This is a genomic window from Candidatus Pelagibacter sp. uisw_098 (assembly GCF_059512505.1).
This window is the reverse complement of record NZ_CM183454.1, coordinates 1258025-1282258: the sequence shown is the minus strand read 5'-3', so window position 1 is coordinate 1282258 and position 24234 is coordinate 1258025. Positions and strand designations below refer to the sequence as shown.

General features: G+C 29.8%; 30 protein-coding genes and 2 riboswitches. Of the genes, 19 read left to right on the top strand and 11 right to left on the bottom strand.

What is annotated here, in order from left to right:
* Positions 1–23 precede the first annotated feature (23 nt).
* The 6 genes from hemC (at position 24) to AC5YF9_RS06910 (ending at position 5146) form a co-directional block, all read left to right on the top strand.
* Entirely contained in the window at positions 24–947 is a 924-nt protein-coding gene (hemC, locus tag AC5YF9_RS06935; protein WP_415303945.1) for a hydroxymethylbilane synthase, read from the top strand.
* Between the two features lies 1 nt (position 948).
* A complete protein-coding gene (locus AC5YF9_RS06930; protein WP_496169884.1) occupies positions 949–1647 on the top strand; it encodes a uroporphyrinogen-III synthase in 699 nt (232 codons plus the stop codon).
* Between the two features lie 2 nt (positions 1648–1649).
* Complete coding sequence (locus AC5YF9_RS06925) at positions 1650–2735, top strand: mechanosensitive ion channel family protein (RefSeq protein ID WP_415303943.1); 1086 nt, start codon at positions 1650–1652, stop codon at positions 2733–2735.
* Positions 2732–3022: a YggT family protein gene (locus AC5YF9_RS06920; protein WP_415278218.1), complete on the top strand. Its 291-nt coding sequence runs from the start codon at positions 2732–2734 to the stop codon at positions 3020–3022. The genes AC5YF9_RS06925 and AC5YF9_RS06920 overlap by 4 nt, the downstream gene beginning before the upstream one ends.
* Before the next feature lie 8 nt (positions 3023–3030).
* Positions 3031–3876, top strand: coding sequence for a bifunctional 5,10-methylenetetrahydrofolate dehydrogenase/5,10-methenyltetrahydrofolate cyclohydrolase (locus tag AC5YF9_RS06915; protein WP_415303942.1), 846 nt, complete (start codon positions 3031–3033; stop codon positions 3874–3876).
* A 217-nt stretch (positions 3877–4093) separates the two neighbouring features.
* Complete coding sequence (locus AC5YF9_RS06910) at positions 4094–5146, top strand: MBL fold metallo-hydrolase (RefSeq protein ID WP_415303941.1); 1053 nt, start codon at positions 4094–4096, stop codon at positions 5144–5146.
* A gap of 2 nt (positions 5147–5148) precedes the next feature.
* On the opposite strand, the gene AC5YF9_RS06905 is transcribed toward AC5YF9_RS06910, so the two are convergent.
* The gene (locus tag AC5YF9_RS06905) at positions 5149–6240 is read right to left on the bottom strand and encodes a PQQ-dependent sugar dehydrogenase (protein WP_415303940.1); all 1092 of its coding nucleotides are present in this window, start codon (positions 6238–6240) and stop codon (positions 5149–5151) included.
* Positions 6215–6925, bottom strand: coding sequence for an SDR family NAD(P)-dependent oxidoreductase (locus tag AC5YF9_RS06900; protein WP_415303939.1), 711 nt, complete (start codon positions 6923–6925; stop codon positions 6215–6217). Before AC5YF9_RS06900 ends, AC5YF9_RS06905 begins: the two co-directional genes overlap by 26 nt.
* 27 nt (positions 6926–6952) lie before the next feature.
* Here AC5YF9_RS06900 and AC5YF9_RS06895 point away from each other — a divergent pair, with 27 nt between their 5' ends.
* The 10 genes from AC5YF9_RS06895 (at position 6953) to AC5YF9_RS06850 (ending at position 14181) form a co-directional block, all read left to right on the top strand.
* Positions 6953–8443, top strand: a complete 1491-nt coding sequence (locus tag AC5YF9_RS06895; RefSeq protein WP_496169883.1) for a cryptochrome/photolyase family protein — start codon at positions 6953–6955, stop codon at positions 8441–8443.
* Between the two features lie 2 nt (positions 8444–8445).
* Positions 8446–8826 carry a CidA/LrgA family protein gene (locus tag AC5YF9_RS06890; RefSeq protein WP_415303937.1) on the top strand — a complete coding sequence of 127 codons (381 nt, stop codon included), beginning with the start codon at positions 8446–8448 and terminating at the stop codon, positions 8824–8826.
* Positions 8810–9535 (top strand): LrgB family protein, encoded by a 726-nt coding sequence (locus AC5YF9_RS06885; RefSeq protein ID WP_496169882.1) that lies wholly within the window; start codon positions 8810–8812, stop codon positions 9533–9535. Before AC5YF9_RS06890 ends, AC5YF9_RS06885 begins: the two co-directional genes overlap by 17 nt.
* A 3-nt stretch (positions 9536–9538) precedes the next feature.
* Positions 9539–9661 (top strand): DUF2256 domain-containing protein, encoded by a 123-nt coding sequence (locus AC5YF9_RS06880; protein WP_168606963.1) that lies wholly within the window; start codon positions 9539–9541, stop codon positions 9659–9661.
* Positions 9658–10071, top strand: coding sequence for a YqaA family protein (locus AC5YF9_RS06875; protein WP_415303935.1), 414 nt, complete (start codon positions 9658–9660; stop codon positions 10069–10071). The genes AC5YF9_RS06880 and AC5YF9_RS06875 overlap by 4 nt, the downstream gene beginning before the upstream one ends.
* 130 nt (positions 10072–10201) lie before the next feature.
* Positions 10202–10266, top strand: a riboswitch (SAM riboswitch).
* A 75-nt stretch (positions 10267–10341) separates the two neighbouring features.
* On the top strand, positions 10342–11403 hold the full coding sequence (locus AC5YF9_RS06870; RefSeq protein ID WP_415303934.1) for a homocysteine S-methyltransferase family protein: 1062 nt from the start codon (positions 10342–10344) through the stop codon (positions 11401–11403).
* Between the two features lie 3 nt (positions 11404–11406).
* Positions 11407–11471, top strand: a riboswitch (SAM riboswitch).
* 3 nt (positions 11472–11474) lie between these two features.
* A complete protein-coding gene (locus AC5YF9_RS06865; protein WP_415303933.1) occupies positions 11475–12029 on the top strand; it encodes an OsmC family protein in 555 nt (184 codons plus the stop codon).
* Between the two features lie 113 nt (positions 12030–12142).
* Complete coding sequence (locus tag AC5YF9_RS06860) at positions 12143–12862, top strand: type 1 glutamine amidotransferase (protein ID WP_415303932.1); 720 nt, start codon at positions 12143–12145, stop codon at positions 12860–12862.
* Between the two features lie 286 nt (positions 12863–13148).
* Entirely contained in the window at positions 13149–13385 is a 237-nt protein-coding gene (locus tag AC5YF9_RS06855; protein WP_415303931.1) for a GNAT family N-acetyltransferase, read from the top strand.
* Between the two features lie 187 nt (positions 13386–13572).
* Complete coding sequence (locus AC5YF9_RS06850; RefSeq protein WP_415303930.1) at positions 13573–14181, top strand: MarC family protein; 609 nt, start codon at positions 13573–13575, stop codon at positions 14179–14181.
* Here the strand turns inward: AC5YF9_RS06850 and AC5YF9_RS06845 are convergent.
* From AC5YF9_RS06845 to AC5YF9_RS06815, 7 genes are read right to left on the bottom strand one after another with little or no spacing between them, the layout of a single operon-like run.
* Positions 14178–15320 carry an FAD-binding domain-containing protein gene (locus AC5YF9_RS06845; protein WP_415303929.1) on the bottom strand — a complete coding sequence of 381 codons (1143 nt, stop codon included), beginning with the start codon at positions 15318–15320 and terminating at the stop codon, positions 14178–14180. The two genes, AC5YF9_RS06850 and AC5YF9_RS06845, sit on opposite strands and share 4 nt — an antisense overlap.
* A gap of 6 nt (positions 15321–15326) precedes the next feature.
* Positions 15327–15707, bottom strand: coding sequence for a phosphate-starvation-inducible PsiE family protein (locus AC5YF9_RS06840; protein WP_415303928.1), 381 nt, complete (start codon positions 15705–15707; stop codon positions 15327–15329).
* On the bottom strand, positions 15707–16165 hold the full coding sequence (locus AC5YF9_RS06835; RefSeq protein WP_415303927.1) for a hypothetical protein: 459 nt from the start codon (positions 16163–16165) through the stop codon (positions 15707–15709). The genes AC5YF9_RS06840 and AC5YF9_RS06835 overlap by 1 nt, the downstream gene beginning before the upstream one ends.
* Positions 16166–16221: 56 nt before the next feature.
* Positions 16222–16839, bottom strand: a complete 618-nt coding sequence (locus AC5YF9_RS06830; protein WP_415303926.1) for a DsbA family oxidoreductase — start codon at positions 16837–16839, stop codon at positions 16222–16224.
* A gap of 4 nt (positions 16840–16843) precedes the next feature.
* The gene (locus AC5YF9_RS06825) at positions 16844–18031 is read right to left on the bottom strand and encodes an argininosuccinate synthase (protein WP_415303925.1); all 1188 of its coding nucleotides are present in this window, start codon (positions 18029–18031) and stop codon (positions 16844–16846) included.
* A 4-nt stretch (positions 18032–18035) separates the two neighbouring features.
* Positions 18036–18542, bottom strand: a complete 507-nt coding sequence (locus AC5YF9_RS06820) for an invasion associated locus B family protein (RefSeq protein WP_415303924.1) — start codon at positions 18540–18542, stop codon at positions 18036–18038.
* A complete protein-coding gene (locus AC5YF9_RS06815) occupies positions 18533–19570 on the bottom strand; it encodes an aldo/keto reductase (RefSeq protein WP_415303923.1) in 1038 nt (345 codons plus the stop codon). Before AC5YF9_RS06815 ends, AC5YF9_RS06820 begins: the two co-directional genes overlap by 10 nt.
* A gap of 60 nt (positions 19571–19630) precedes the next feature.
* Here AC5YF9_RS06815 and AC5YF9_RS06810 point away from each other — a divergent pair, with 60 nt between their 5' ends.
* The gene (locus AC5YF9_RS06810; RefSeq protein ID WP_415303922.1) at positions 19631–20392 is read left to right on the top strand and encodes a Bax inhibitor-1/YccA family protein; all 762 of its coding nucleotides are present in this window, start codon (positions 19631–19633) and stop codon (positions 20390–20392) included.
* On the opposite strand, the gene AC5YF9_RS06805 is transcribed toward AC5YF9_RS06810, so the two are convergent.
* Together AC5YF9_RS06805 and AC5YF9_RS06800 are read right to left on the bottom strand one after the other, a co-directional pair.
* Positions 20393–20977, bottom strand: coding sequence for a hypothetical protein (locus AC5YF9_RS06805; protein WP_415303921.1), 585 nt, complete (start codon positions 20975–20977; stop codon positions 20393–20395).
* Position 20978: 1 nt separating this feature from the next.
* Positions 20979–21326 carry a hypothetical protein gene (locus AC5YF9_RS06800; RefSeq protein WP_415303920.1) on the bottom strand — a complete coding sequence of 116 codons (348 nt, stop codon included), beginning with the start codon at positions 21324–21326 and terminating at the stop codon, positions 20979–20981.
* 172 nt (positions 21327–21498) lie between these two features.
* Between AC5YF9_RS06800 and AC5YF9_RS06795 the strand changes: the two genes are divergently transcribed.
* Together AC5YF9_RS06795 and AC5YF9_RS06790 are read left to right on the top strand one after the other, a co-directional pair.
* Positions 21499–23811, top strand: coding sequence for a S8 family peptidase (locus tag AC5YF9_RS06795; RefSeq protein ID WP_415303919.1), 2313 nt, complete (start codon positions 21499–21501; stop codon positions 23809–23811).
* 1 nt (position 23812) lies between these two features.
* Positions 23813–24232 (top strand): protease complex subunit PrcB family protein, encoded by a 420-nt coding sequence (locus AC5YF9_RS06790; RefSeq protein ID WP_415303918.1) that lies wholly within the window; start codon positions 23813–23815, stop codon positions 24230–24232.
* The last annotated feature ends 2 nt before the right edge of the window (positions 24233–24234 follow it).

Below are 24234 nucleotides of genomic sequence, written 5' to 3'. Positions count from 1 at the left end.
AGCATGAAGTATAAAGCAAATAAATGAAAAATAAAAAAATTATTATAGGGTCAAGAGGAAGCAAATTAGCATTAATCTATGCTGAAAAAGCTAGGGAAAAAATTCTTAGCTATGCAAAAGATTTTGGAATTGAAGAAGTAATCATTAAAGAAATTGTAACCAAGGGTGATCAAGTTCAAGATAAAAGGTTATCTGAGGTTGGAGGTAAGGGTCTTTTTTCAAAAACTATAGAGGTTGAATTATCAGAAAAAAAAATAGATATAGCTGTGCATGCATTAAAAGATATGCCTTCTGAAGAAACTGAAGGTTTATTAACAAATTGTTTTTTAGAAAGAAACGACCCAAGAGAAATTTTAATTAGCAAAGATAATAAACATCTAAAAGATTTAGCTTCAAATTCAATTATTGGAACATCCTCATTTAGAAGAGAATTTCAGATTAAAAAAATAAGAGAAGATCTTGATTGTAAATTAATTAGAGGAAATGTTGATACAAGAATAAGAAAACTTAATGAGAATTTATATGATGCAATTATTTTATCATATGCTGGAATCAATTCTTTGGGTTTAAATCAAAATATCTCTCAAGCTTTTTCTACTTCAGAAATTATACCCTGTGCTGGACAAGGAGTTATTGCCTTGCAATGTAGAGATAATGATGAAGATTTAATTGAGTTATTAAAACAAGTTGATCATCAATCAACACATAACTCTATAAAAGCTGAAAGAAATGTTTTAAAGGTTTTAGAAGGAGATTGTGAAACAGCAGTAGGAGCATTTGCTAGTATTGAGGGTGATAAAATTAATCTTGAAGTAGAGCTATTTTCCCTAGATGGCAGTAAAAGATTTTATTTAAAGTCATCTGAAGATATAGACAAAGCAGAAGAGTTAGGAATAGAGATGGGAAAAACTCTTAAAAAGATGTCTAATAATTCTTACAAAAAATAATATGCATATTTTATTCACACGACCCTTAGAAGATTGTCATGAAATGATATTAAAATTTCAATCATTAGGTCATGAAATATCTCATTTACCATTAATTAATATTGAGGGTTTAAAATATGAAGCTCCAAACTATTCTGAGTTTAAAGGTATTATTTTTACAAGCAGTAATGCTATTAAATTTTTGGATATAAAGAACATTGATAAAAAATTAAAATGCTTTTGTGTTGGAGATGCTACTGAAAAAAAAGCTAGAAGTGCTGGTTTTCAAAATGTTTTTGCAGCTGAAGGAAATGTTAATAATCTTAAGGAATTAATCTTACAAAATTTTAAACCTTCTGAAGGAAAGCTAATTTATATAAGTGGAGAAATAATCTCTAGTAATTTAGATAAGGAACTCATTTCAAGTGGGTATACGATAGATCGACTAATTAATTACAGGACCAACTCAATTGAAAAATATGATGAAAGCTTTATTGAAAAACTTAAATTGAAAATGCCTGAAATTATTTACATTTATTCACAAAATAGTGCGATTAATTTTTTAAAAGTAATTAAAAATTATCAGCTAGAAACCTTATGTATGAATACTAATTTGATGTGCATTGGAGAAAAAACCTCTTCAATTCTTAATGAAATTAAATGGAAAAAAATTTTTCTTTTTAACCCTGGAGAAGAGGAATTTTTGCTATATAAAATTTAATTATGGACATATTTAGTAATTTTAGTGATCTGTTTATTTCTGTTTGGTCTAAAGGAATTCGTGGAGTTGATATTTTTCAGATACTAATTGGTATTGGAATATTTTTTATTTTTTTAATTTTTAGAGGAATAATAAGTAAAGTTATTATTAAAAGACTAGAAGCAATTTCAAAAAGAACTACAAATAAATTAGATGACACCTTTGTCCATGCAATGGAAGGACCAGCTAGATTTTTACCAATTGTTTTAGGTTTCTTTATTGCAAGTTATTATATGTCTTTTGCAGATGATGGGAGAGCCATAGTTGATACAATTAATCGAACATTAATTACAATTTTAATATTCTGGGTTATTCATCAAATTATTGAACCAATTTCTTATATTTTAAGTGGGCTAGATAAAATGTTAACCCGTGAGTTAGTGGGCTGGATTATAAAATCTTTAAAGATTTTAATTTTTATTTTAGGGCTAGCAGCTGTTCTTGAACTTTGGGGAATAAAAATTGGACCAATTATTGCAGGACTGGGTTTATTTGGTGTTGCTGTTGCTTTAGGTGCACAAGACTTATTTAAAAATTTGATTTCTGGAATTTTAGTTTTAGTTGAAAAAAGATTTAAAATAGGGGATTGGATTTTAGTTGAAGGTATTATTGAAGGTATTGTTGAGAAAATTGGTTTTAGATCAACAGTTTTAAGAAAGTTTGATAAATCTTTAGCCATAATTCCTAATTTTCAGTTTGCTGAAAATGCAGTTATCAATATTAGTGAGACAACTAACTGGAGAATAGATTGGGCAATAACACTTCAATACGACACTACTGTTGAACAACTAAAAAAAATTAGAAATGAAATTGAAGGTCACATTAATAAAAATGATGATTTTGACAAAGCTGTAGGAGTTGCAGTTAGAGTTGAAAAATTTTCAGATAGTTCGATTGATATGAGGGTTAGATGTTTTACTACCTCTAACAGTTTTTCAACTTGGTTGGAGGTTAAAGAAAAACTTGCAATTGAAATAAAACAAATTGTTGAAGGAAACAAAGCAGCTTTTGCTTTCCCAAGTCAGTCAATTTATGTTGAGAAAAAATGATAGCCATTTTTTACTTAGCCCTTCAAATATTAAAGCTTTATTCTTATGTGGTAATTGCGAATGTAGTTATCAGCTGGCTTGTTTCCTTTAACATTATAAATACTCAAAATAGGTTTGTTTACTCAATATTAGAAATGACTTACCGATTAACTGAGCCAATGTTGAATAGAATAAGACGATTTCTTCCTAACCTAGGATCATTAGATATTGCACCAGTAGTACTACTGTTGTTGATTTGGTTTATAGAAATGTGTATGAAACTCTACATTGCGCCAATGATTTTTTAGGGAAATTTATGATCTTAATAGATGGAAAAAAAATAGCAGCTGAACTCAGAGAAGAACTAAGACAAGAAGTTGTAGAGTTAAAAGCTAAACACAATAAAACTCCAGGACTTACAGTAATATTAATTGGAGATATGACTCCTAGCCAAATTTATGTTCGTATGAAAGAAAAAGCTGCGAATGAAGTGGGGTTAAAATCTGAAGTAATTAGATACCCAGGGACTGTGGAGGAAAAAACAGTATTAGATAAAATTGATGAGCTAAATAAAGATGAAAGTATTTCAGGAATTTTAGTTCAACTACCTTTACCAAAACATATTGATAAGCAAAAAGTTATTGAAACTATTTTGCCAGGTAAAGATGTTGATGGGTTTCATCCAATGAATGTTGGTAATCTTTCATCAGGATATGAAAGCTCAGTACCTTGTACGCCCTTAGGATGTTACTTAATGATTAAAAAAATTGAACCAAATCTAAGTGGAAAAAAAGCTGTTATGATTGGCAGATCAAACTTAAATGGTAAACCAATGGCACAACTACTTTTAAAAGAAAATTGTACGGTAACGATAACTCATTCAAAAACTAAAGATTTAAAAGCAGAATGTTTAGAGGCAGATATTATTGTTGCGGCAGTTGGTATCCCAGAACTTGTAAAAGCTGACTGGGTTAAAAAAGATGCAATCGTAATTGATGTTGGAATAAATAAAACTGAAAATGGTATTGTTGGAGATGTTGCTTTTGAAGAAGTATCAAAAGTTGCAAGAGCTTTAACACCTGTTCCAGGTGGAGTAGGGCCAATGACTATTGCCTGCTTGCTAAAAAATACTATTGAGTGTTTTAAAAGAACTCAAAAATAAAAATTTTCCATTTCCCTCTAATAATTCCTTACCATTTGAAGAAGGACATGTTTATTTTTTAGTTTTTCCTATGACTATCTTGCAAGCTAATAACAAAAAATGACCAGTCATGACTTAAGTAACTTTTAAATGACTAGTAAGCTTATAATTAGTTGATAAAGGAATATTAATGTCCATATGTATCAAAACAAAAATTTAATTAAAAGAAACAACATAAATGATAAAATTTTTAATTTTCTTATTCTCAATTATTATTTATAACTCTTCAATAATTGCTATGGAAAAAAAACCTTATCATCATTTACTAGATGGAACTTTTAGAAATCCAGAAGGATCACCAGTTAGAACTAGTCAAGCCAAGTTTTCATACACACAATTCATTAAATTAAAAAAGAAAATAGACATGAACGTTCCAAAAGAACATGTTGTAGCTAAAGAGAAAGTTTTATCTGATTTAGAAAAGTATAAAAATGAAGATTATATTGCTTGGATTGGTCATGCTACATACTTAATTAAGTTAGGAGATACAACGATTATAACAGATCCAGTGTTTTCAAAAAATGCAGGACCTTTAATTTTTGGCCCAGATAGATTTACTGAGCCTGCTTTAAATTTAAATGAAATTCCAAAGACTGATTTATTATTATTAACACATAATCATTATGATCATCAAGATATGGGAACTATTAGAAAGTATCCGTTTAAAGATACAAAAGTTTTAACCCCTCTAAATCTTGGAAAATATTTTACAAAAAACAGATTTAACAATGTAAAGGAAATGGATTGGTACGAAGAAATTAAAGTTAATGAGGATTTAAAAGTAACATTACTCCCAGCTATTCATTGGTCTAAAAGAAGCTTAACAGATATGAATAAAACGCTCTGGGGTAATTTCTTAATTGAATATAAGGGTAAAAAAATCTTATTTGCTTGTGATACTGGTTATGGAAATATTTATAAAGAATTAGGTGAAAAATATGGTCCAATTGATTTAACAATGATTAATATTGGAGCTTATGACTTTAAGCCAATGTTTGATAAATCGATTTATCACACAACGCCAGAAGAAGCTTTAAATGTAGCAAAAGATTTAAGAAGTAAAAAGGTTATGGGAACACACTGGGGAACTTTTGTTTTATCTCTAGAGCCCATTATGGAACCACCTGTACGATTTAAAGCTAGTGCAGAAAAATATGGTTTTAACAAAGAAGATGCAATTATTTTTAAAATTGGAGAGATAAACTCTTTAAAAAATATATTATCAAATTAAGGTTATTTTTTTTCCATTAACCATAAAGCATTTTCACTTAAGAAAAATATTTTACCATTGGATGGATGAACTTGAATATCTCTTATTCTTCCAACATTATTTTTGAATATAAGATCTTCTTTCACATTAGTTAGATCATTAAATATTAATTTTCTTAAAGATTTATCTTTTAAAGAAGTAACCAGCGCATGCCCATTCCATTCTTTAAATTCATTTCCTTTGTAAATTGTAATAGCACTAGTAGCTATGGAAGGTACCCAATATTGAATAGCTTTAGTAAAACCTGGTTTCCATTTGGGACCAATCTTTGTTCCTGAGTAATTTTTTCCACCCCAGCCTAAAATTTTCCATCCATAATTTTCTCCTTTTTTTGCCTCTCCAAACCAATCGCCACCTCTTGCTCCATGATTACTTAAATATATTTTTCCATCATAATCGGAGAGTGTTAAACCTTGTGGATTACGAACGCCTATTTGATAAATTTCAGGTAACCAGTTTTTCTTACTTTCAAATTTTGGATTATCTTTTGGAATACTACCGTCAGTATGAATTCTAATAATACTACCAGGATGTTTTGTAGGATCTTGAGCAATCATACCCTGGCCTCTTTCACCAGCTGAGGCATAAATATAATCATCCTTAATCGCTAATCTTGAACCAAAATGATAACCAGAATCTATAGGAGGGTTTGCTTGAAAAATATTTTTAAAATCTAATTCTTGTTTATTTAATTGTGCTTTTGCAATTGATGTACTTGTTTTTGAATTTCCTCTATCTTCTGAATAAGAAATCCACAGAGTATTATCTTGGTAAATAATATCTAATAATCCACCTTGGCCGACTTCTAAAAAATTAAGATTATGTTTAATCTCTGTAACTTTTTTTGAAACAACATTAACAACTTTAATTTTTCCACTTTTTTCAGTAATAATGATTTCATTATTATTAATAAATGATGATCCCCAAGGTTCATCTAGCTCTATTATTTTAGTGAATGTATAATTATTGGAATAGCTTTTTGAAGCAAATAAAAGAAAAAAAATTATTAATAAAAAATATTTTTTCACTTTAAGAAAGTTTTGATCTACCACCATCAACAGCTATTATCTGTCCAGTAATCCAAGAACTCTCTTCGGTAATTAAAAATTTAGCGAGCGCTGCGGAATCTTTTCCTTCACCCAATCTTTTAAGAGGATGAGCTTTAGCAATTCCTTCTGCAATTGCAGGATTTTTTAACATTGGTTCTGCGATTTTAGATTTTGATAAACTTGGTGCAATACAATTTACTCTAATATGTGGAGCAAACTCAGCAGCCAGTGTAACGGTCAATCCTTCAACAGCAGCCTTTGCAGATGCAATAATTGTGTGATTAGTAAAACCTCTTTGAGCGGCAACAGTAGAAAATAAAACTACTGAACCTTTATTCTTTTTTAAAGTTTCTTGAAATCCTTTTATAGCTTCAATAGCCGAATAAAGGTTTAGTTTCATACATTTATTCATATCAGCCTCAGTAACCATTCTTAATGGTTTTAAATCAATAGAGCCCACACAGTAAGCAATACCCTTAATTTCATTAATATCTGATTTTACTTTTTCTATAAACCCATCTTCTAAAACATCAGCAACCGTATAAGAGCAACCCAACTTTTCTGCAATTACTTTAACTTCACTTTCATTTCTTGCAACTAGATGAACATCATTACCTGAATTTTTTAATTGTTCAGCTAAGCTAGAGCCTACAGAACCTGTCGCACCAAAAATAAGATATTTTTCTGACATATAATTTTTATTTAGTTATATTTAACTATGAAATTGTTTTTTATACTTGGCAATCAATTATTTCCATTAAAATACGTAGACCGCTTCAAAAAGGACCACTCTTTTTACATGGCAGAAGACTATGAACTATGTACTTATGAAAAGCATCATAAGCAAAAGATACTGCTATTTCTATCTTCTATGAGGTCATATGCGGATATGCTTAAGGCAAATAAATACAAAGTTGAATATTCTAAAATTGAGGACAAGGATTTTAAAGATACTTATTTTAAGAAATTAAAGATTATCATTGATAAAAAAAAAATTACTGAAATTTCAAGCTTTGAGGTCGAAGATAAATTTTTTGAAAAGAAAATTTTGCAATTTTTAAAAAAAGAAAAAATTAACTGGAATATTGTTCAAACTCCAATGTTTTTAAACTCAAGAGATGAGTTTAAAAGTTATTTAGCAAAATCAAAAAAACCTTTTATGGCAACATTTTATAAGGAGGTTCGTAAAAAATCTGGAATATTAATGGGAGCTGATGGAAACCCTATTGGAGGCAAATGGAGTTTTGATGAAGATAATAGAAATAAATTACCAAAAGATATATCAATACCAAAATTTCCAAAAATTAACGAAACCAGTCATACTAAAAAATTAAAACCAATTATTGAAAAATTATTTAAAGATCATCCCGGAAGTACAAATAATTTTTGGTTAGCAACAGAATATAATGATGTGGTTAAACTTTTAGATTTTTTTATTAAAGAAAAATCAAATTTATTTGGTGACTATGAGGATGCCGTTAATCAAAAAGACAATATTTTATTTCATAGTGCGTTAAGTCCATACATTAATTTAGGATTGATAACTCCTGAAATTATTATTCAAAAAATTTTAGAATTTCATAAAAAACACAAAATTAGAATGAACTCACTTGAAGGTTATATTCGTCAGATAATAGGCTGGAGAGAGTTTATGCGTGGAATTTACCAAGGTTACTCTAATGAAATGGAAACCAAAAATTTCTTTAAACATAATAGAACGATGAAAAAATCTTGGTATGAGGGCACAACTGGTTTGCCTCCATTAGATCATGCAATTAAAAATGCAGTTAACCACGGTTGGTCGCATCATATTGAAAGATTGATGATTTTATCAAATATAATGAACCTTTGTGAGGTGAAACCAACAATTGTTTACAAGTGGTTTATGGAGATGTTTGTGGATTCATCTGACTGGGTGATGGTTCCCAATGTTTATGGAATGGGCTTATTTAGTGATGGAGGTATTTTTGCAACGAAACCATACATCTGCGGATCAAGTTATTTTATGAAAATGATGGATTTTAAAAAAGGAGAATGGTGCAATACAATGGATGGTCTGTACTGGAGATTTATAGATAAAAATAGAAAATTTTTTTTAAAGAACCCTAGATTATCTATGATGGTTTATGTTTTTGATAAAATGAAAGATGAAAGAAAGAAAATGATTTTATCTGAAGCTGACAAGTTTATTAAATTAAATACAAATTAAAAATGTTAAAAAGCTTATTTATTATTTTTTTTTATCAACTTTTAGGTGAAGCTATTCAAAAATTTCTTGAAATAAATATTCCAGGACCTGTTATTGGTTTAATTTTATTATTATTATCGTTCATATTATTTTCTAAAAACATTAAACAATCTAAGAAAATAATTAAAGAAATTTCTTTAACTAGCCATCAGATTATAAGCTACTTATCATTATTATTTGTTCCAATAGGTGTTGGGGTTGTAATGCATATAAATTACCTAGGAGATAATTTATTCAAAATTTTTAGTATAATAATTATTGGCACGCTCACTACCTTAGTATTCACAGCATTCGTTATGGAAAAAATAATTAACCTAGAAAAGAAAAATGGCAAGAGAAGATAAACTGTATAAAATTTGGGTATATTTGCAGGCAGAACCTCTTTTCTGGATCACCCTAACGCTAGGAGCATATTTAGTAGGTGATTATTTATATAAAAAATCTAATTTAAATCCATTGGTAAACCCTGTTGCAATAAGTATCTTAATTGTTTCTTCAGTTTTATTATTCTTAGATGTCTCCTATGATAGATATTTTGAGGGTGCAAAATTTATTCACTTCATGTTAGGTCCAGCAACAGTTGCTTTGGCTATACCAATTTTTGAAAAAAAAAAATTGATCACAAAAGAAGTTAAACCAATTATTTTTTCAATTTGTCTTGGAATACCTTTTGCAATTTTAATTACTTTTTATTTGGGAAAATTTTTTGGATTAAGTAATGAGATGATTTTAACAATGATACCTAGAAATGTGACGGCTCCTATTGCAATGGGTATCTCAGAGCTTATTGGAGGAATACCGTCTTTAACTGCAATAATTACAATAATTACTGGTATAATTGGTGCTTCATTGGGAACTTTTTTATTAAATGTTTTCAAAATAAAAGACATGAGTGCCAGAGGTTTTGCGTTTGGTTTGGCAAGTCATGGCATTGGAACAGCAAGAGCAATGAGTAAAAATAAAACAGCAGGTGTATTTGCTGCTCTAGCGATGGGTCTAAGTGGCATTGCAACTTCACTTTTTGTTTTAATTATAATTAAGCTTCTTATTTAATTTGTGAAAAAAGAAAATCTACCCTCAAAAATTTGCCCTGTTTGTAAAAGACCTTTTACATGGCGTAAGAAATGGAAGTTAAATTGGGATAAGGTAAAGTATTGTTCTAAGAAGTGCTCGAAGTGATTTATCTATCTTTATTTACTATATCTTTTTTAGCTGCAACCATTTTACCATTTTCATCTGAACTTACATTAGCAGGATTAATTGCAACATCAAATTATGATAATCTATTATTATTAATCGTTGCAAGCTTTGGGAATGTTTTAGGATCTGTTGTTAATTGGGCTTTAGGGTTTTATTCAATAAATCTTACTGCAAAAAAATGGTTTCCCTTTAAAGGTAGACAAATTGAAAGCTCTTCAAAATGGTTTGATAAATTTGGTAAATGGTCGTTATTATTTGCCTGGGTGCCTATTATTGGAGATCCGCTAACATTAGCTGCAGGATTATTTAGGGTTAAATTTTTAGAATTCTTAATTTTAGTATCGATTGGTAAAGTTAGTAGATACCTTCTTATTTATTATTTCATTTGACAGTTAGAAACAAAAGTGGTGATATGTAGTTGCGCTGAGTTAAGTTAAATTGCAGAGCGCGTTATAAATCCTGCTAAAGCGACATTTCAACCACCGCTTTAGACAGGTGGTTTTTTTTGAAATTTCTCAAATTTGAACCGGGTATTTGAATTGTATTGTGCACCCAGCATTTGCTTAAGCACTAAAAAGGAGAAAAGAGATTGTTTAAATTTATAACCCTCTTGTTTAACGTTTTTCATTTTCTTTTCTCTAATAATTTGGAGAAAAGAAATGACAAAAAATAAATTAACAGAAAGATTAGATAAAGGACCTGTAATTTGTGCTGAAGGTTTTTTATTTGAAATAGAAAGACGTGGGTACATGTCATCAGGGGAATTTGTTCCAATGGTATCTTTGGACCATCCAGAAGTTCTTGAAAATTTACATAGAGAATTTCAACATGCAGGATCAGATATTATTGAGGCCTTTACTTATAATGGACATAGAGAAAAAATGCGTGTTATTGGCAAAGAAGAGCTTCTTGAACCTCTAAACCGTTCAGCATTAAAAATTGCAAAAAAAGTAGCACTAGATACACCTAAAGAGTCTAAACCAAATTTGATGGCGGGCAATATTTCAAACTCAAATATTTGGAAGCACAATGATAAAGAATCTCAAAAAGTAGTTGAGGGAATGTTTACTGAAATGGTTGGCTGGGCTGTTGAGGAAGGTGCTGACATGTTAATTGGTGAAACTTTTTATTATGCTGAAGAAGCTTTTAAAGCTTTAGAAGTGATGAAAAAAACTGGGTTACCAACAGTATTAACCATATCTCCGATGGGTGAAAATAAAATGAGAGATGGGAAATCTGTTGTTGATACCTGCAAGGAACTTGAACAACGTGGAGCTGATGTTGTTGGTTTAAATTGTTTTAGGGGGCCAGCTACGATGTTTCCTTTTTTAAAAGCAATTAGAGAAGCAGTTAAATGTCATGTTGGAGCACTACCTATTCCTTATAGAACTAGTGAAGATTACCCAACATTTTTTAACCTACCAGATAGAAGCAATTGTGAGTGTCCATCTCCTCATGGAAGAACGTTTCCAACAGCATTGGACCCACACTTTTGTAATAGATATGAAATAGGTAAATTTGCAAAAGATGCTTATGCCCTGGGTATTAATTATTTAGGAGTATGCTGTGGAGCAAACCCAATGTTGATTAGAGAAGTTGCAGAGTCAGTTGGCTTAACTGTTCCAGCAAGTAAATACCGAGAGAACATGGAAAATCATTTTATGTATGGAAAAAATAAAAGAATTCCAAAACATATGACTGAATACGGAGATAAAGCGTAAATAAATTAAGAAGGGCATTTAACTAAATTGTGCGCCTGACATATGTCGAAGCACTAAAACAGGAGAAAAAAATGAGTAACAATCTAAAAGAAACAATAAGTAATCTACAGAAGGATTTTACAGCTAACCCAAAAAATGCTGTGGTCCAATATGAAAGCAACTCAATTCTTAAGGAGGGGCTTCAGTCTGTAGTAACTCTTAGAGAGCATAAATTGATAGTGGATGAACCCAAAAGTTTTGGTGGAAAAGACGAAGGACCCAGTCCAGTGGAGTTGATTTTAGCAGCTTTAGCAACGTGCCAGGAAATAACATATAAAGCTTTTGCTACAGCAATAGGTGTTAATATTGATAGTGTCAGTGTTAATTTAACAGGCACGCTTGATCTTCAAGGTTTTTTAGCTTTAAATAAAGATACCAGACCCGGCTTTCAATCTATTTCTGGTATTGTTGATATTAAATCTTCATCAACAAAAGCTGAGATAGATAAATTGATTGATACTGTAAATACACATTGTCCAGTTTTAGATATTTTATCAAAAGGAGTTCCTATTAAATTATTTCAAAAGGTTACTTCGAGCACTTTTGTTAATACAGTTCAAACTGAACAAAGAGCAAGTGTTGCTTAAATTAAGTAGTAAAATTTAGTTACCTACTCTTACTAAGTTTAGGTAGCTAAATTACATAATTATATGCTTAAAATATTGTTATAGAGCTCATTCTAAAATACTATAAATTAGCAATGAATATAATTGTCTTGCAGCACATCAAAATTGAAGATCCTGGATACATAAAAGACCTTATGTTGGCTGATGGATTTAAACTAATCACAATTGAGTTGGACGAAGGTGAAAAAATTCCAAGTGATCTAAGTAAATTTGATGGAATGTTTTGTATGGGTGGTCCAATGGACACTTTTATGGAGCAGGAATATCCCTGGTTAGTTGATGAGAAAAAAAAAATTAAAGAATTTGTAGTTGATTTAAAGAAGCCCTACCTAGGTTTTTGTTTAGGCTGTCAGTTATTAGGAGAAGTTGTGGGTGGTAAGGTAATAAAATCTAACCCAGCAGAAATTGGAATAATGGATATAAATTTTACTAAAGAAAAAAATGAAGATATTTTATTTTCAAAATTTCCAGAGCAAATTAAAAGTTTACAGTGGCATTCTTATGAGGTGCAAGGAATAGATAATAATAAAGATGTTACTTTGTTAGCCTCATCACCAGTAACCAAATATCAAATTTTTAAATATCAAAATCATGCTTATGGAATTCAATTTCATATTGAGATTAAAGACACAACAGTTAATGAGTGGGGCTGCGTACCTGAATATAAAAAGGCTCTTGAGGATCAATTAGGTGAGGGTGCCCTAAATAAATTTGATGAAGCAGCTAAAAACAATATGGCAGATATGAATAACTATTCTAAGATTCTTTATAATAATTTTAAAAAACTTTTATGAAAAGATTAAAGTTAGGACCAAAGGTAAAATTTAAAAAAGCAAAACTACCTACGAAAAAAAATTATTTGGAAAGTATATAATTCTTGAACCTTTAAAAGTTACCAAGCATTCAAAAGAATTATACTTTCAGTATTCAAAAGATAAAAAAAATATTATATGGACTTACTTGCCTTATGGTTCATTTAAAAATTATGCTAAATTTAAACATTGGTTAAAAACTTTTTGATTAAATAGTGACCCATTTTTTTATGTAATCTATTCAAAAAGACATAAGCAATATTGTGGGATGGCTAGTTATTTGAGAATAGAGCCAGACCATGGTTCTATAGAAGTAGGACACATAAACTACTCACCTCTTTTACAAAATTCAATTGAAGGAACTGAAACAATGTTTTTAATGATGAAAAATGCTTTTGAAACCCTAGGAAATAGAAGATACGAGTGGAAATGTAATAATTTGAACTCTGCTTCTAAAAAAGCAGCCATAAGATTAGGATTTAAATTTGAAGGCGTTTTTAGGTAAATGTTTATATTTAAGAGCAGAAGTAGAGACTCGGCATGGTTTTCAATTATAGATAAAGAATGGAAAAGGTTAAAAGTAGGTTATAAAAATTTTTTATTACCATCTAATTTCATAAACTATAAGCAGATAAAACAATTGAAATTTTAATTTAAATAGTAATATCATTTTAAAGAGATAAACAAACCAGATGTCAGAGATTTTTATTCAAACCTTTTTTCTATATTTTATTGTTATAGATCCATTGGGAAACACTCCTTTGTTTTTAAGTATTACTCAAAATATGGACACAAACAAAAAGATAAGAATAGCATTAAGTGCAACAATAATAGCTTCAATCATATTATTATTCTTTGCATTACTTGGAAGTGCATTACTAAGTTATTTAAATATTTCTTATCCAGCATTCACAATTGGTGGAGGAATAATTTTATTAATCATTGCAATAGAAATGTTGTTTGACAAGCGTCAACAAAGGAAAGAAGAAGATATAGATCTTAATTCAGATAACGTTAGTATTTTTCCTTTAGCAACACCTATTATTGCAGGACCAGCTGCCATTACTTCAGTAATAGTTTCTGTTTCAGATATTGGAACTAATTTTACCAACCAAACTGCAGGAATGATTTCATTAGTATCTGTTTTATTTTTAACTTTTATAATTTTTTTTATAGCTTCAAAATTTTCTAAGATAATAAATAAAAAAATAATTGGAGTTATTTCAAGAGTGGTAGCTATTATTCTTGTTGGATTAAGTGTGCAGTATATTTTAGATGGTATTAAAACCTTTTTAGCTTAATTAAAATTAGCAATAATTTTTGGAATATAGTTTTTAAAATTAAAAAAACCTTTATTGCAATATTGCCAAGAAAACTGATCTAACTTTCTGTATAAAAATTTAATATTTCTTAATTGATTATTTTGAATAAAATCCAAGTTTTCACCAACGGTTGGGTAAAAGGCATAAACATCTTCACTAATATTTTTTAAATCATTAATATTGACAGTTTCACAATTAATTGATTTTTCTTCTAATCTTATTTTTTGATCCTCTAAAAGATTAGCTTTAAATTTCAACACTTTTTTACTTAATTTGATAGTTCTATTTGTATCATTTGAGACTAACAAAATTTTTTTAAATTTATGTTCTTTAAAATCAGAAAACTCAAATGTCATATTATTTTCAAATATTAATAAAGTTTTATCCTCTAAAATCTCAGAATTTTCAAAGCTATTATTGGTAACCGAATATACTTTATTACTGAAAATAGGGTTGGCATTTTCATTAAGTTTTATTTTTTTAAATCTATTATTAGTAAATTTATTTATATTCCATTCACTTGCAAGGTAATGCTTGCCTTGAGTTTGAACTCCAGCTACCCATCTCCAACCAAGGGTATTTGATGCAGAATCCCCATCATATAGATGTTGCATAAAAAACTCAGCACCCAATTGCCATGGTAATTCTAGTGTAAAAATCCAAATACTTGCAAACCACATTCTCGTGTGGTTATGAAGATAATTGTTTTCTTTAAGTTCAATTACCCATTGATTAAAACAATCTACATTTGTCTTTCCTTCAATTGCATCCAGATAACTTTGATTGTTTTTAAATTCATCTTTAACCTTACCTAATTCTATTAAGTAATCTGACCAAACATTGGGTCTTAATTCTAACCACCCTTTCCAATAAACACGCCACAGAACTTCCTGAATAAATTTTTCATTTTTTGCAAATGAAAACTTTTTAAGGGATTTATCAATTACTTCTAATTCATTAATTATTCCGTGAGTTATGTAGGGGGATAAACGAGAAATATTAGATATATTATCATGCCCAAAATCAAAATTTCTAAGTTTTGAATAATCGGAAAGATTTTGTGCAATGAAATTATTTAATTGATCAACGGCTTTAGCCCTTGAAGCTTCAAAAATCATTTTAAACTATTTAGATTTTCTTTTCTTTAGACCCAATTTATCACTATGTCTTAATCTAAGAATAACTATTGCGGATGCAATTAGAACTATAGCTACAGCTTCATAAACTAATGCTGATGGATCCATCTCTTTCCCTTGTAATATAATAAATCGAGCTAGGGCAGTGATAGCAATTAAAAGAGGTAAAGTTATGCTGATTGATTGCTGGTTCCAAAAAACACGAACCATTGCTAGCACTTCTAAATAAAGAAACATTAAAAGTAAATCTGCTAACATTACAGATTGATTTAGAAACATATTTTTAATTTCCATACCAACAGCAATTACAGTGCTTACTAAAATAATGCACATTAATGCTAGCTGTAAAATTTTTGCTATTTTTTCCATTACTTATCTTTACTAAATGGTAGCCATTTTTCAAACACTGATTTTGATGGACCATCATATGGGATTGCATAAGAGCTAGGGTTGGGGCTAGTTAAGACCTCTATTCCTTTAGAAAATACAAAGATAAATACAATGACAAAAACAATAACCATGATTTTAAATGGATCAAAATTTTTAGTTTGGAATACACTACTAGATTGTGCCTCTGCTTTATGAAAATGTTTGAACGTCATATAGACTGCAAATATTAAACCAATGTGCGCAATGTAGAGACCAGCCCAACCAAATGCAAATGTTGTATAGGAAAATATATATAGACTAAAAACTGTTGTCCAAACGAAACTTAGAACTAATAAAATTTGCAATCTCACAGATCTTGGCAAAGATCTTAAGTCATTTTTACTGTCATCAAATAAAATATTTGCTGCATCTATCATCCAATTTTTTAGTGCTTCCATACAGCCAGAATAGATATTTATACGTTAAAGGCAAAGGATAAAGTGTCCTTTTATTTTTAGCTTAAATTGGACTTTATTGCATTTTCCAAATTTGTAGAGCTCTGAGCACCTGAAATAAAATCTGTTCCTATTTCAAAGAAAGGTACTCCATTAATTTCTTTTTCTCTTGCAACTGAAATATATGAATTAACTTCTTCAATATTTTTTAAATTAAAAAAATCATTAATTACATCTGCATTAATATTAAATTCTTTTCCAATATTAATTAAGATTTCTTTATCTCCAATATCGAGACCCTCAACAAAATATGAGTGGTATATTTTTTCTTTAACTTCGTTGTGTACATTGGATCGTTCGGCTAATTTTATTAATAAATGAGAAAATACTGTATTGGGTGTTTTTTTTATATTATCTAGATTAAAATTAAGACCTTCTTTATTGGCTTCTTCTCTCATTCTATCATACATCGGTTGAGCAAATTCTTTACCACCAAACTTTATTTCTAAATACTTACTTCTTTCAATTCCTTCTTTGGGCATATCAGTATTTAATTGAAATGGAACATGCTCTATCTCAAACACAGTTTCAGGAAAAGCTTTTAATGCTTTATTTAGTCTTGTCTGACCAATAAAACACCACCCACAAATTGTGTCGGCGAATACTTTTATTTTCATAAATTTATGAACGAAGTTTTTGTTTATGAAAGTTAATAAATTTTTCTACGTTTGATTTATTGAAGGTTTTATTTTCTTCAAAAGAAACTTTTTTCATTGAGTAGGCAGTACTGTTTGTCTGTCTAGACATTATAGTTATATTACCTTTGTATAGTTTAAGCTTAACAGACCCGTTTACTTTATTTTTTTTAAGATCCACTATTTTTTGAAGTTTAAATCTTGCTTTTGAATACCAGTAACCATTGTAGATAAGTTCAGCATACTTCGGCATAATTTCATCTTTTTTATGCATAGTTTCTTTATCTAAAGTAACAGATTCAATTGCTCTATGAGCAGACATTAATAATGTTCCACCAGGTGTTTCATAAACACCTCTAGATTTAATTCCAATAAATCTGTTCTCAACCAGATCAACTCTACCTATTCCATTTTTACCAGCAACATCGTTAAGTTTTTCTAATAAGTTTCCAGGTGATAATTTTTTACCATTAAAAGTTATTGGATCTCCATTTTTAAATCCTACAGTTACAAATGAAGCTTTGTTAGGTGCTTTTTCAGGAGATACTGTTCTTTGGAAAAGAAACTCAGGGGCTGAATTTTTTGGGTTTTCTAAAACCTTACCTTCAGTTGACGTGTGGTATAAATTATCATCAATAGAAAAAGGAGGGGCACCTTTTTTATCTGTAGGAATTGGAATATTATTTTTTTTTGCGTATTTAATTAAATCTGTTCTAGAGTTTAATTTCCATATTCTCCACGGTGCAATAATTTTTACTTTTGGCCCGAAGTAATGATAGCCTAATTCAAATCTTACTTGATCATTTCCTTTTCCAGTTGACCCATGTGAAACAGCATAAGCTCCAAATTTTTTAGCAGTTGCAATTTGTCGTTTTGCAATTAAGGGTCTTGCAATTGAAGTGCCTAATAAATAAACACCTTCATAAATTGCATGCCCTCTAAGCATTGGAAAGACATAATCTTTTACAAAAATATCTTTTAGATTTTCAATAATAATATTTTTAACACCTAATCTTTTTGCATTAGTAATAATTTTTTTTCTATCAATTTCCTGGCCTACGTCAGCTGTGTAACAAATAACTTCTGCATCATAATTTTCTTGAAGCCATTTTAAAATAATAGAAGTATCTAGTCCACCTGAATATGCGAGAACAATTTTTTTTTTAGGTTTCATTTAATTAACTGCAGCTAGTTTTTGCAGCATTGTAAGCTTTAGTAAATCCTAACAATGAATAGTGATCTATAGTTTGAGAACCTTTTTGATTATAACCAGTGATCATTATTCTTGATCCTCTCTTCATGGTTTTAATCATTTTATTTTCAATTTTATTATTAGCAATCCAAGCAAATCCCTCCTGGGCAATATCAAATTTGTATTTAGACTTACCAGATGTAGCTGTGATAGAATTTTTGTTATTAAATTCATAGCCACCAGTAATGCTTATTTCATTACTTATTTTTTCACCTGGTCTAAAAGAAACAAACATCCTTGCCTCTCTTATATTAGATTTTGGTGCTTGTAATACTGGAGCTGATTGAGCAAAACAAACCTTACCAGCTTGTTCAACTATAACCATTGCTTCCCAGTCTTTAAATTTACCAACTTTTTTTACTTCTTGTGAGTTTGCACTAACAGAAAACAAGCTTACAAGAATTAAGATTATAAAATTTCTAATTATGGACATGGGTTAGGGTAAATTGTTTGTACTTCATTTATTTCTTTAATTACTTCATCAGTTAAATTTATATTTACACTTTCCACGTTGGTTTTCAACTGCTCCATTGTAGTTGCTCCAATAATAACGCTTGTCATAAAAGACTGTATTTCACAAAATTTTAAAGACATTTGAGTTAAATCAAGGTTATGTTTTTTAGCTATTTCAAAGTATGCATCTACTGCTTTATTGGTGTTGGGTTTTTCATACCGAGTCCAAAAACTCCCATCACGTTCAATTCTTGAATTTTTTGGCATTTGATTGTTTCTATATTTTCCAGATAAATAGCCACTTGCTAAAGGAGAGTAGGCCAATAAACCAATTTTATCTCTTACAGAAACTTCAGCAAGGCCAACTTCATAAGTCCTATTTAATAGATTATAAGGATTTTGAATTGACATCATTCTTGGAAGTCTTTTTTCTTTTGATAACTCTAGATACTTAGAGACACCCCAAGGTGTTTCATTGGATAAACCCACTTCTCTAATTTTACCAGCATCAACAAATTTTTGCAGGTTACCCAAGACATCTTCAAATTGATTCCACTCACTACTGTCATCATGTTCATAACCTAATTTTCCAAAAAAATTAGTATTTCTTTCTGGCCAATGAAGTTGATAGAGATCAATATAATCTGTTTGTAGTCTTTTTAGACTATCATTTACAGCTTGAGTCATTTTCTCTATTCCGTAATTATTTCCACCACCTCTTAAATAAGCCCTCATAGGTCCAGCAACTTTGGTTGCCAAAATAACCTTGTCTCTCTTATTAGATTTTTTAAACCAATTACCAATTATAATTTCAGTGTGACCATAAGTTTCTTCTTTTGGTGGAACAGCATAAAGTTCTGCAGTATCCCAAAAGTTTACGCCTTGATCTAAGGCATAATCCATCTGCTCAAAACCCTCATTTTCAGAGTTTTGCTCACCCCAAGTCATTGTTCCAAGACAAATAGTGCTTACTTTTAAATCTGTATTTCCTAGTTTTTTATAATTCATAATAATTTAACCTTATTAAGACATCTTGAAATAATAGTAAAAGTCTATTATATGTGTGCTATGGAATTCAATAAACAAAATATACTAAATAAAGTAAAAGAAGCACAACAATCAACAGTAGCAATGGATGAGGGCTTAAGAGCCTACATGTTAAAAGTCTACAACTACATGGCTTCTGGTATTTTGTTAACAGGACTTATATCTTTAATATTTTTCAAACTATCTGTAGTAACAGATGCTAACGGATCAATTACATCATTAACAAGCCTAGGAAACACAATATTTCTTTCAGGTTTCAAGTGGGTGGTAATGCTAGCTCCTCTTGGAATAGTTTTTTATATGAGTGCTAGGATTAATAAAATGTCAGCATCAGCTGCCCAAACAACATTTTGGGTTTTCGCATCTTTAATGGGGCTATCACTATCTTCAATATTCTTAGTTTATACTGGAGCGAGTATCACTAGAGTGTTCTTTATTACCTCTATTACTTTTGGTTCAATGAGTATTTATGGTTACACAACTAAAAGAGATCTTACAAAATTAGGATCATTTTTAATGATGGGCTTAATTGGTATTATTGTTGCATCAGTTGTTAACATGTTCTTAAAATCTTCAATGATGGATTTTGTAATCTCAATTTTAGGTGTATTAATTTTTGTAGGCCTTACTGCTTATGACACTCAAAAAATTAAAAACATGTATGTATCTAGCGATACTGGTGAGTTGATGAGTAAAAAAGCTTTAATGGGTGCTCTAACTCTTTACCTAGATTTTATAAACCTATTTATAATGTTGTTGAGATTATTTGGTCAAAGACGATAATTAAAACTTAATAGATTTTACTAAATTAAATAAATCATTTTTAGTTTCATCACATTTTTTCCAACAACCAGAAGTAATTACGTATTCTTTTTTTTTATATAAAAATATTATTTGTTGGGTGGTAACACCCTCCACAAAAGAACTATCATTCTCTCTATACATGCTCCAATCTGCAAACAAAGGCTGATCATGCATTCTACATTCTTTAAGTTCCACTTTTCTTTTGCCAACTTTTCTTTCAATTTTTAAAATTTTCTTACATTGTTTTAAAACTTTTTTTTTATTTATTTTATAATTTTCATTAAAAACTAAGATATTAATATTATTTAAAGAGTGACTTGAAAAATTATAAAGCAATTCTATACTTTGATTTTTTAAACGTTGTTTTGCTAAGTTAATTTGTGTTTTTATAAGTGGATCTTTGTTTGAATGACTATAGACATCATAAAGATTATTTTTATTAAATATTACGTAACCTTCTGGTAACTCAAAGGTAAAATTTTTAATACTAATAAACTGCTCTGCTTTTGCAGCACCCATTATTAAAAAAAAAATTATTATAAATCTTATTAATATACTTTTCACACTAAGTAATATTAGAAATGAAATTATTAGACCAATTACTATATTCAGAAATTGTAATTGCACTTGGTTCAATAAAAATTTTTCTTCGATCATTTTTTGAAGTTTTTTTTATTAGATAGCCAGCTTCAGTTGATTCACTTATAAAATCTACTACAGTTCTTCTTGAGGCATATTTTTCTGTAGCCAAAATAAGTGCTTCAATGGGAATTGGTTCTTTTTTTAGATATTCTAATATTACAGTTAACCAAATAACATACCCATAACCCCCACGTGATCTGAAAAATTTTATTGATTTTTGGGAACTATCTTCTTGGAATTCACTGAGTAAAAATTTAGCTAAGTTAATCATAAAATTTAAACTTAAATGATTAAAAAAAATTAATAAATACAATTCTTGTACTTATTACTGTTAATTTAAGGGAATTAAGTCTTTTTAAATTAACTCTAATTATAAATCCGAGTAATTATTGCATGTAATAATTTCCCTTTTAAAGAATTGTTTTTACAATTAACGTTTTATAATGAAAACTTTATCTAAAATTTTAGCAATTTTATCCTTACCTTTAATACTAAGCGCATGTGGAGGTGGAGGTGGAGGTGCCGGTGGTGCGGCTAGCTACACAGTTCCTTCTTGTACAGATAGTGGAACTCGAGATACAGAATATTTATTCATGGGAAGCTATGGAGATGGCAGTAATGGTCTAACAAGAGTTTGTGCAAGTGCGGCTTACGCAAGAGATGCTACAGGGGATGGAATAAAAGTTGCAGTACTTGATACTGGTATTACAGTTAATGGAAGCAATGCAGTATTTCATACTGAGCTAGATGCGAATGTTACATCTTTTACATCAGGAAGTGATTTGATTGGTACTGACAATGTTCCAAATGATGAAAATGGACATGGGAGTCATGTAGCAGGAATTATCGCGGGAGAAAATAATGGGTCAGGTTATCATGGGGTTGCTTATGATGCTACCTTATATATTTATAAAGTTTTAAATGATAGCGGCTCGTCAGTCGGAAACTCTGTTGCTAGTGGTATTACAAAAGCTAGAGGTGATGGTGTTGATATAATGAATTTAAGTTTAGGTGATAGTGGCGTAATTGGAACAACATGTAATACTGCTGCTGAATGTGAGACTTCTTTAGGATCAACATTATATACAGAGTTAGAGGCCTCAGGTGATGCAGGAAAAATTTTAGTTTGGGCTGCAGGTAATGCTGGAAAGTCAAGTCCTTCAGTTATGTCAGGAGCTGCAATTTATGATGATGATTTTAAAGAGACAACAGTTATCGTCGTGGCATCAGGTACTGATGGTAAAATTGGAACTACTTCGAATGGGTGGTCTAGTGGTGGATCAAATAAATGTGGCATAGCAGCTGAAATTTGCATAACTGCTCCTGGCACCCTTTTATATTCTGCATTATTAGACAGTAATTCTCAAGCAACAGCATTGACAGGAACTTCAATGGCTGCACCAATGGTTTCAGGAGGTTTAGCATTAATTAAACAAGAATTTTCAAGTCTAACAAATGCTCAAGTTGTTGATAGATTATTTGCAACAGCTACAGATACAGATGAATATTCACAAGGTACTATTTATGGTCATGGTATGATGAATTTAAGTGCTGCTACAGCTGCAGTAGGAAGTCTTCAAACAATTGGTGGTGGCAATTTATTAGATGACTCTAATACTAGCTATTATGATTTAGTTGATAATAATTTTACTAGTAGTGCTTCATTTTCTAATGCTTTAATTAATGCTTTAGCAGGTCAAACAATGCAAGTTTATGATAGCTTTGATAGAGCAAACTTTGAAACAAATGTAAGCAGCTTTTTTACTTCAGGAAGTTATACATCTCAAAATACTGTTGAAAACCATATGGCAAGACTTCAGCCAAAAAATAAAGAAAAAGTAAAACATAAAAATCTTTATGGAAACTTTACGATGGAAGTTGATGGCAATTATCTTCAAAGTTCAATGTTCCAGTCAGCAGGAGACTTCTTGGCTTTAGGTTATAATCAATCAACTAATAGCTTTGAAAATGCCGTAGACCCATTATCTGATTTCTTTAATGATAGTAATTTTGGTAATAACTACCTAGTTAATCCTTATTTCCATACAGGATCAGGACAAGACTATTTTATGTCATTTAATAGCAATAGTAGCTTTGGAATGGACACATTCACCAACGCAAATGGAAATGATTTAGGACTAGCATTTAATTTAAATCCTTTATCTTCAACAAATAGTGATACAAAAAATGCAGGTGATTTACAAATAGTACTAGGTACAAATTATGAGCAAAATAAATTTTTAAATTCATCATCAACAGGTGCCTTTGCTACTGGTGATATGTCGAATACAAACTTTACTGGAGTTAAATATAAGAAGAACTTAGGTGATGATTTCACTTTTGTTGGTTCTGGATTTGCTGGATATACTCATATCGATAAAGCATCAAATTCATATATTGATAAATCAACACCTCTATTAACTAGTACGTTTACATTGGGTTTAGCTAAATCTAATTTTATTAAAAAAGATCAAAGAATAGGTTTTTTTGTTAATCAACCTCAAAGAGTTGAGGATGGTAGTTTAAACTTAAGAGTTCCAACTTCATCAGATAGAGACAGAACAGTGACTTATAGCAACTTAAACGTTGATTTAGAGCCTGATGCTAGACAAATTAACTATGATATTATCTTTCAAAAGGCTGTCACAGAAACGTCTAATTTAAGTGCAAACTTAACTCATGTTCAAAATGGAGACCACTCAAATAGTTCAACAAATCAAAACTTTATTTCTTTATTCTATAAAAAGACTTTTTAAATTGTTAATTAATAAATTAGCAATCTTCTCAAGTTTATTTTTATTTTCTTGTTCTAGTTATTTAATTCAAGCTGAAGAGATAAAACCTGAAAATGTAAAATGTGGATCTAATAGTGGTATAGCGTTTTTTGAAAAAAATGGATCATTTACCCCGGATAATAAAGATTTTAATTATAAATTAGGGCTTATTGATAGTAATTTAGGTAAAAGTGATTTTAATTTTTTATATATTTCAAAACCTCAAAGTTCAGGAGGGTATATTTTGGAAGTAGAAAAAATTATTAAAAAAAAAGATAAGCATCGAATATATTTTAAAGAAAATAAACCACCTGAGGGATCCGCAAGTATTGCAGCAATAACTGCAACATACTGTTTTTTAAAAATAAATAATTTAAATACAGTAGAAGTATTTACTAAATAAGC

What these genes read in the sequence shown, in the direction of transcription:
- AC5YF9_RS06855 (WP_415303931.1), top strand. Translation starts at nt 13,149, where the DNA reads ATGGCTAGTTATTTGAGAATAGAGCCAGACCATGGTTCTATAGAAGTA.
- hemC (WP_415303945.1), top strand. Translation starts at nt 24, where the DNA reads ATGAAAAATAAAAAAATTATTATAGGGTCAAGAGGAAGCAAATTAGCA.
- AC5YF9_RS06830 (WP_415303926.1), bottom strand. Translation starts at nt 16,839, where the DNA reads ATGAAAATAAAAGTATTCGCCGACACAATTTGTGGGTGGTGTTTTATT.
- AC5YF9_RS06850 (WP_415303930.1), top strand. Translation starts at nt 13,573, where the DNA reads ATGTCAGAGATTTTTATTCAAACCTTTTTTCTATATTTTATTGTTATA.
- AC5YF9_RS06865 (WP_415303933.1), top strand. Translation starts at nt 11,475, where the DNA reads ATGAGTAACAATCTAAAAGAAACAATAAGTAATCTACAGAAGGATTTT.
- AC5YF9_RS06900 (WP_415303939.1), bottom strand. Translation starts at nt 6,925, where the DNA reads ATGTCAGAAAAATATCTTATTTTTGGTGCGACAGGTTCTGTAGGCTCT.
- AC5YF9_RS06815 (WP_415303923.1), bottom strand. Translation starts at nt 19,570, where the DNA reads ATGAATTATAAAAAACTAGGAAATACAGATTTAAAAGTAAGCACTATT.
- AC5YF9_RS06925 (WP_415303943.1), top strand. Translation starts at nt 1,650, where the DNA reads ATGGACATATTTAGTAATTTTAGTGATCTGTTTATTTCTGTTTGGTCT.
- AC5YF9_RS06905 (WP_415303940.1), bottom strand. Translation starts at nt 6,240, where the DNA reads ATGGTGGTAGATCAAAACTTTCTTAAAGTGAAAAAATATTTTTTATTA.
- AC5YF9_RS06895 (WP_496169883.1), top strand. Translation starts at nt 6,953, where the DNA reads ATGAAATTGTTTTTTATACTTGGCAATCAATTATTTCCATTAAAATAC.
- AC5YF9_RS06845 (WP_415303929.1), bottom strand. Translation starts at nt 15,320, where the DNA reads ATGATTTTTGAAGCTTCAAGGGCTAAAGCCGTTGATCAATTAAATAAT.
- AC5YF9_RS06825 (WP_415303925.1), bottom strand. Translation starts at nt 18,031, where the DNA reads ATGAAACCTAAAAAAAAAATTGTTCTCGCATATTCAGGTGGACTAGAT.
- AC5YF9_RS06930 (WP_496169884.1), top strand. Translation starts at nt 949, where the DNA reads ATGCATATTTTATTCACACGACCCTTAGAAGATTGTCATGAAATGATA.
- AC5YF9_RS06810 (WP_415303922.1), top strand. Translation starts at nt 19,631, where the DNA reads ATGGAATTCAATAAACAAAATATACTAAATAAAGTAAAAGAAGCACAA.
- AC5YF9_RS06835 (WP_415303927.1), bottom strand. Translation starts at nt 16,165, where the DNA reads ATGGAAGCACTAAAAAATTGGATGATAGATGCAGCAAATATTTTATTT.
- AC5YF9_RS06795 (WP_415303919.1), top strand. Translation starts at nt 21,499, where the DNA reads ATGAAAACTTTATCTAAAATTTTAGCAATTTTATCCTTACCTTTAATA.
- AC5YF9_RS06915 (WP_415303942.1), top strand. Translation starts at nt 3,031, where the DNA reads ATGATCTTAATAGATGGAAAAAAAATAGCAGCTGAACTCAGAGAAGAA.
- AC5YF9_RS06920 (WP_415278218.1), top strand. Translation starts at nt 2,732, where the DNA reads ATGATAGCCATTTTTTACTTAGCCCTTCAAATATTAAAGCTTTATTCT.
- AC5YF9_RS06890 (WP_415303937.1), top strand. Translation starts at nt 8,446, where the DNA reads ATGTTAAAAAGCTTATTTATTATTTTTTTTTATCAACTTTTAGGTGAA.
- AC5YF9_RS06870 (WP_415303934.1), top strand. Translation starts at nt 10,342, where the DNA reads ATGACAAAAAATAAATTAACAGAAAGATTAGATAAAGGACCTGTAATT.
- AC5YF9_RS06885 (WP_496169882.1), top strand. Translation starts at nt 8,810, where the DNA reads ATGGCAAGAGAAGATAAACTGTATAAAATTTGGGTATATTTGCAGGCA.
- AC5YF9_RS06860 (WP_415303932.1), top strand. Translation starts at nt 12,143, where the DNA reads ATGAATATAATTGTCTTGCAGCACATCAAAATTGAAGATCCTGGATAC.
- AC5YF9_RS06840 (WP_415303928.1), bottom strand. Translation starts at nt 15,707, where the DNA reads ATGGAAAAAATAGCAAAAATTTTACAGCTAGCATTAATGTGCATTATT.
- AC5YF9_RS06800 (WP_415303920.1), bottom strand. Translation starts at nt 21,326, where the DNA reads ATGATTAACTTAGCTAAATTTTTACTCAGTGAATTCCAAGAAGATAGT.
- AC5YF9_RS06910 (WP_415303941.1), top strand. Translation starts at nt 4,094, where the DNA reads ATGATAAAATTTTTAATTTTCTTATTCTCAATTATTATTTATAACTCT.
- AC5YF9_RS06820 (WP_415303924.1), bottom strand. Translation starts at nt 18,542, where the DNA reads ATGTCCATAATTAGAAATTTTATAATCTTAATTCTTGTAAGCTTGTTT.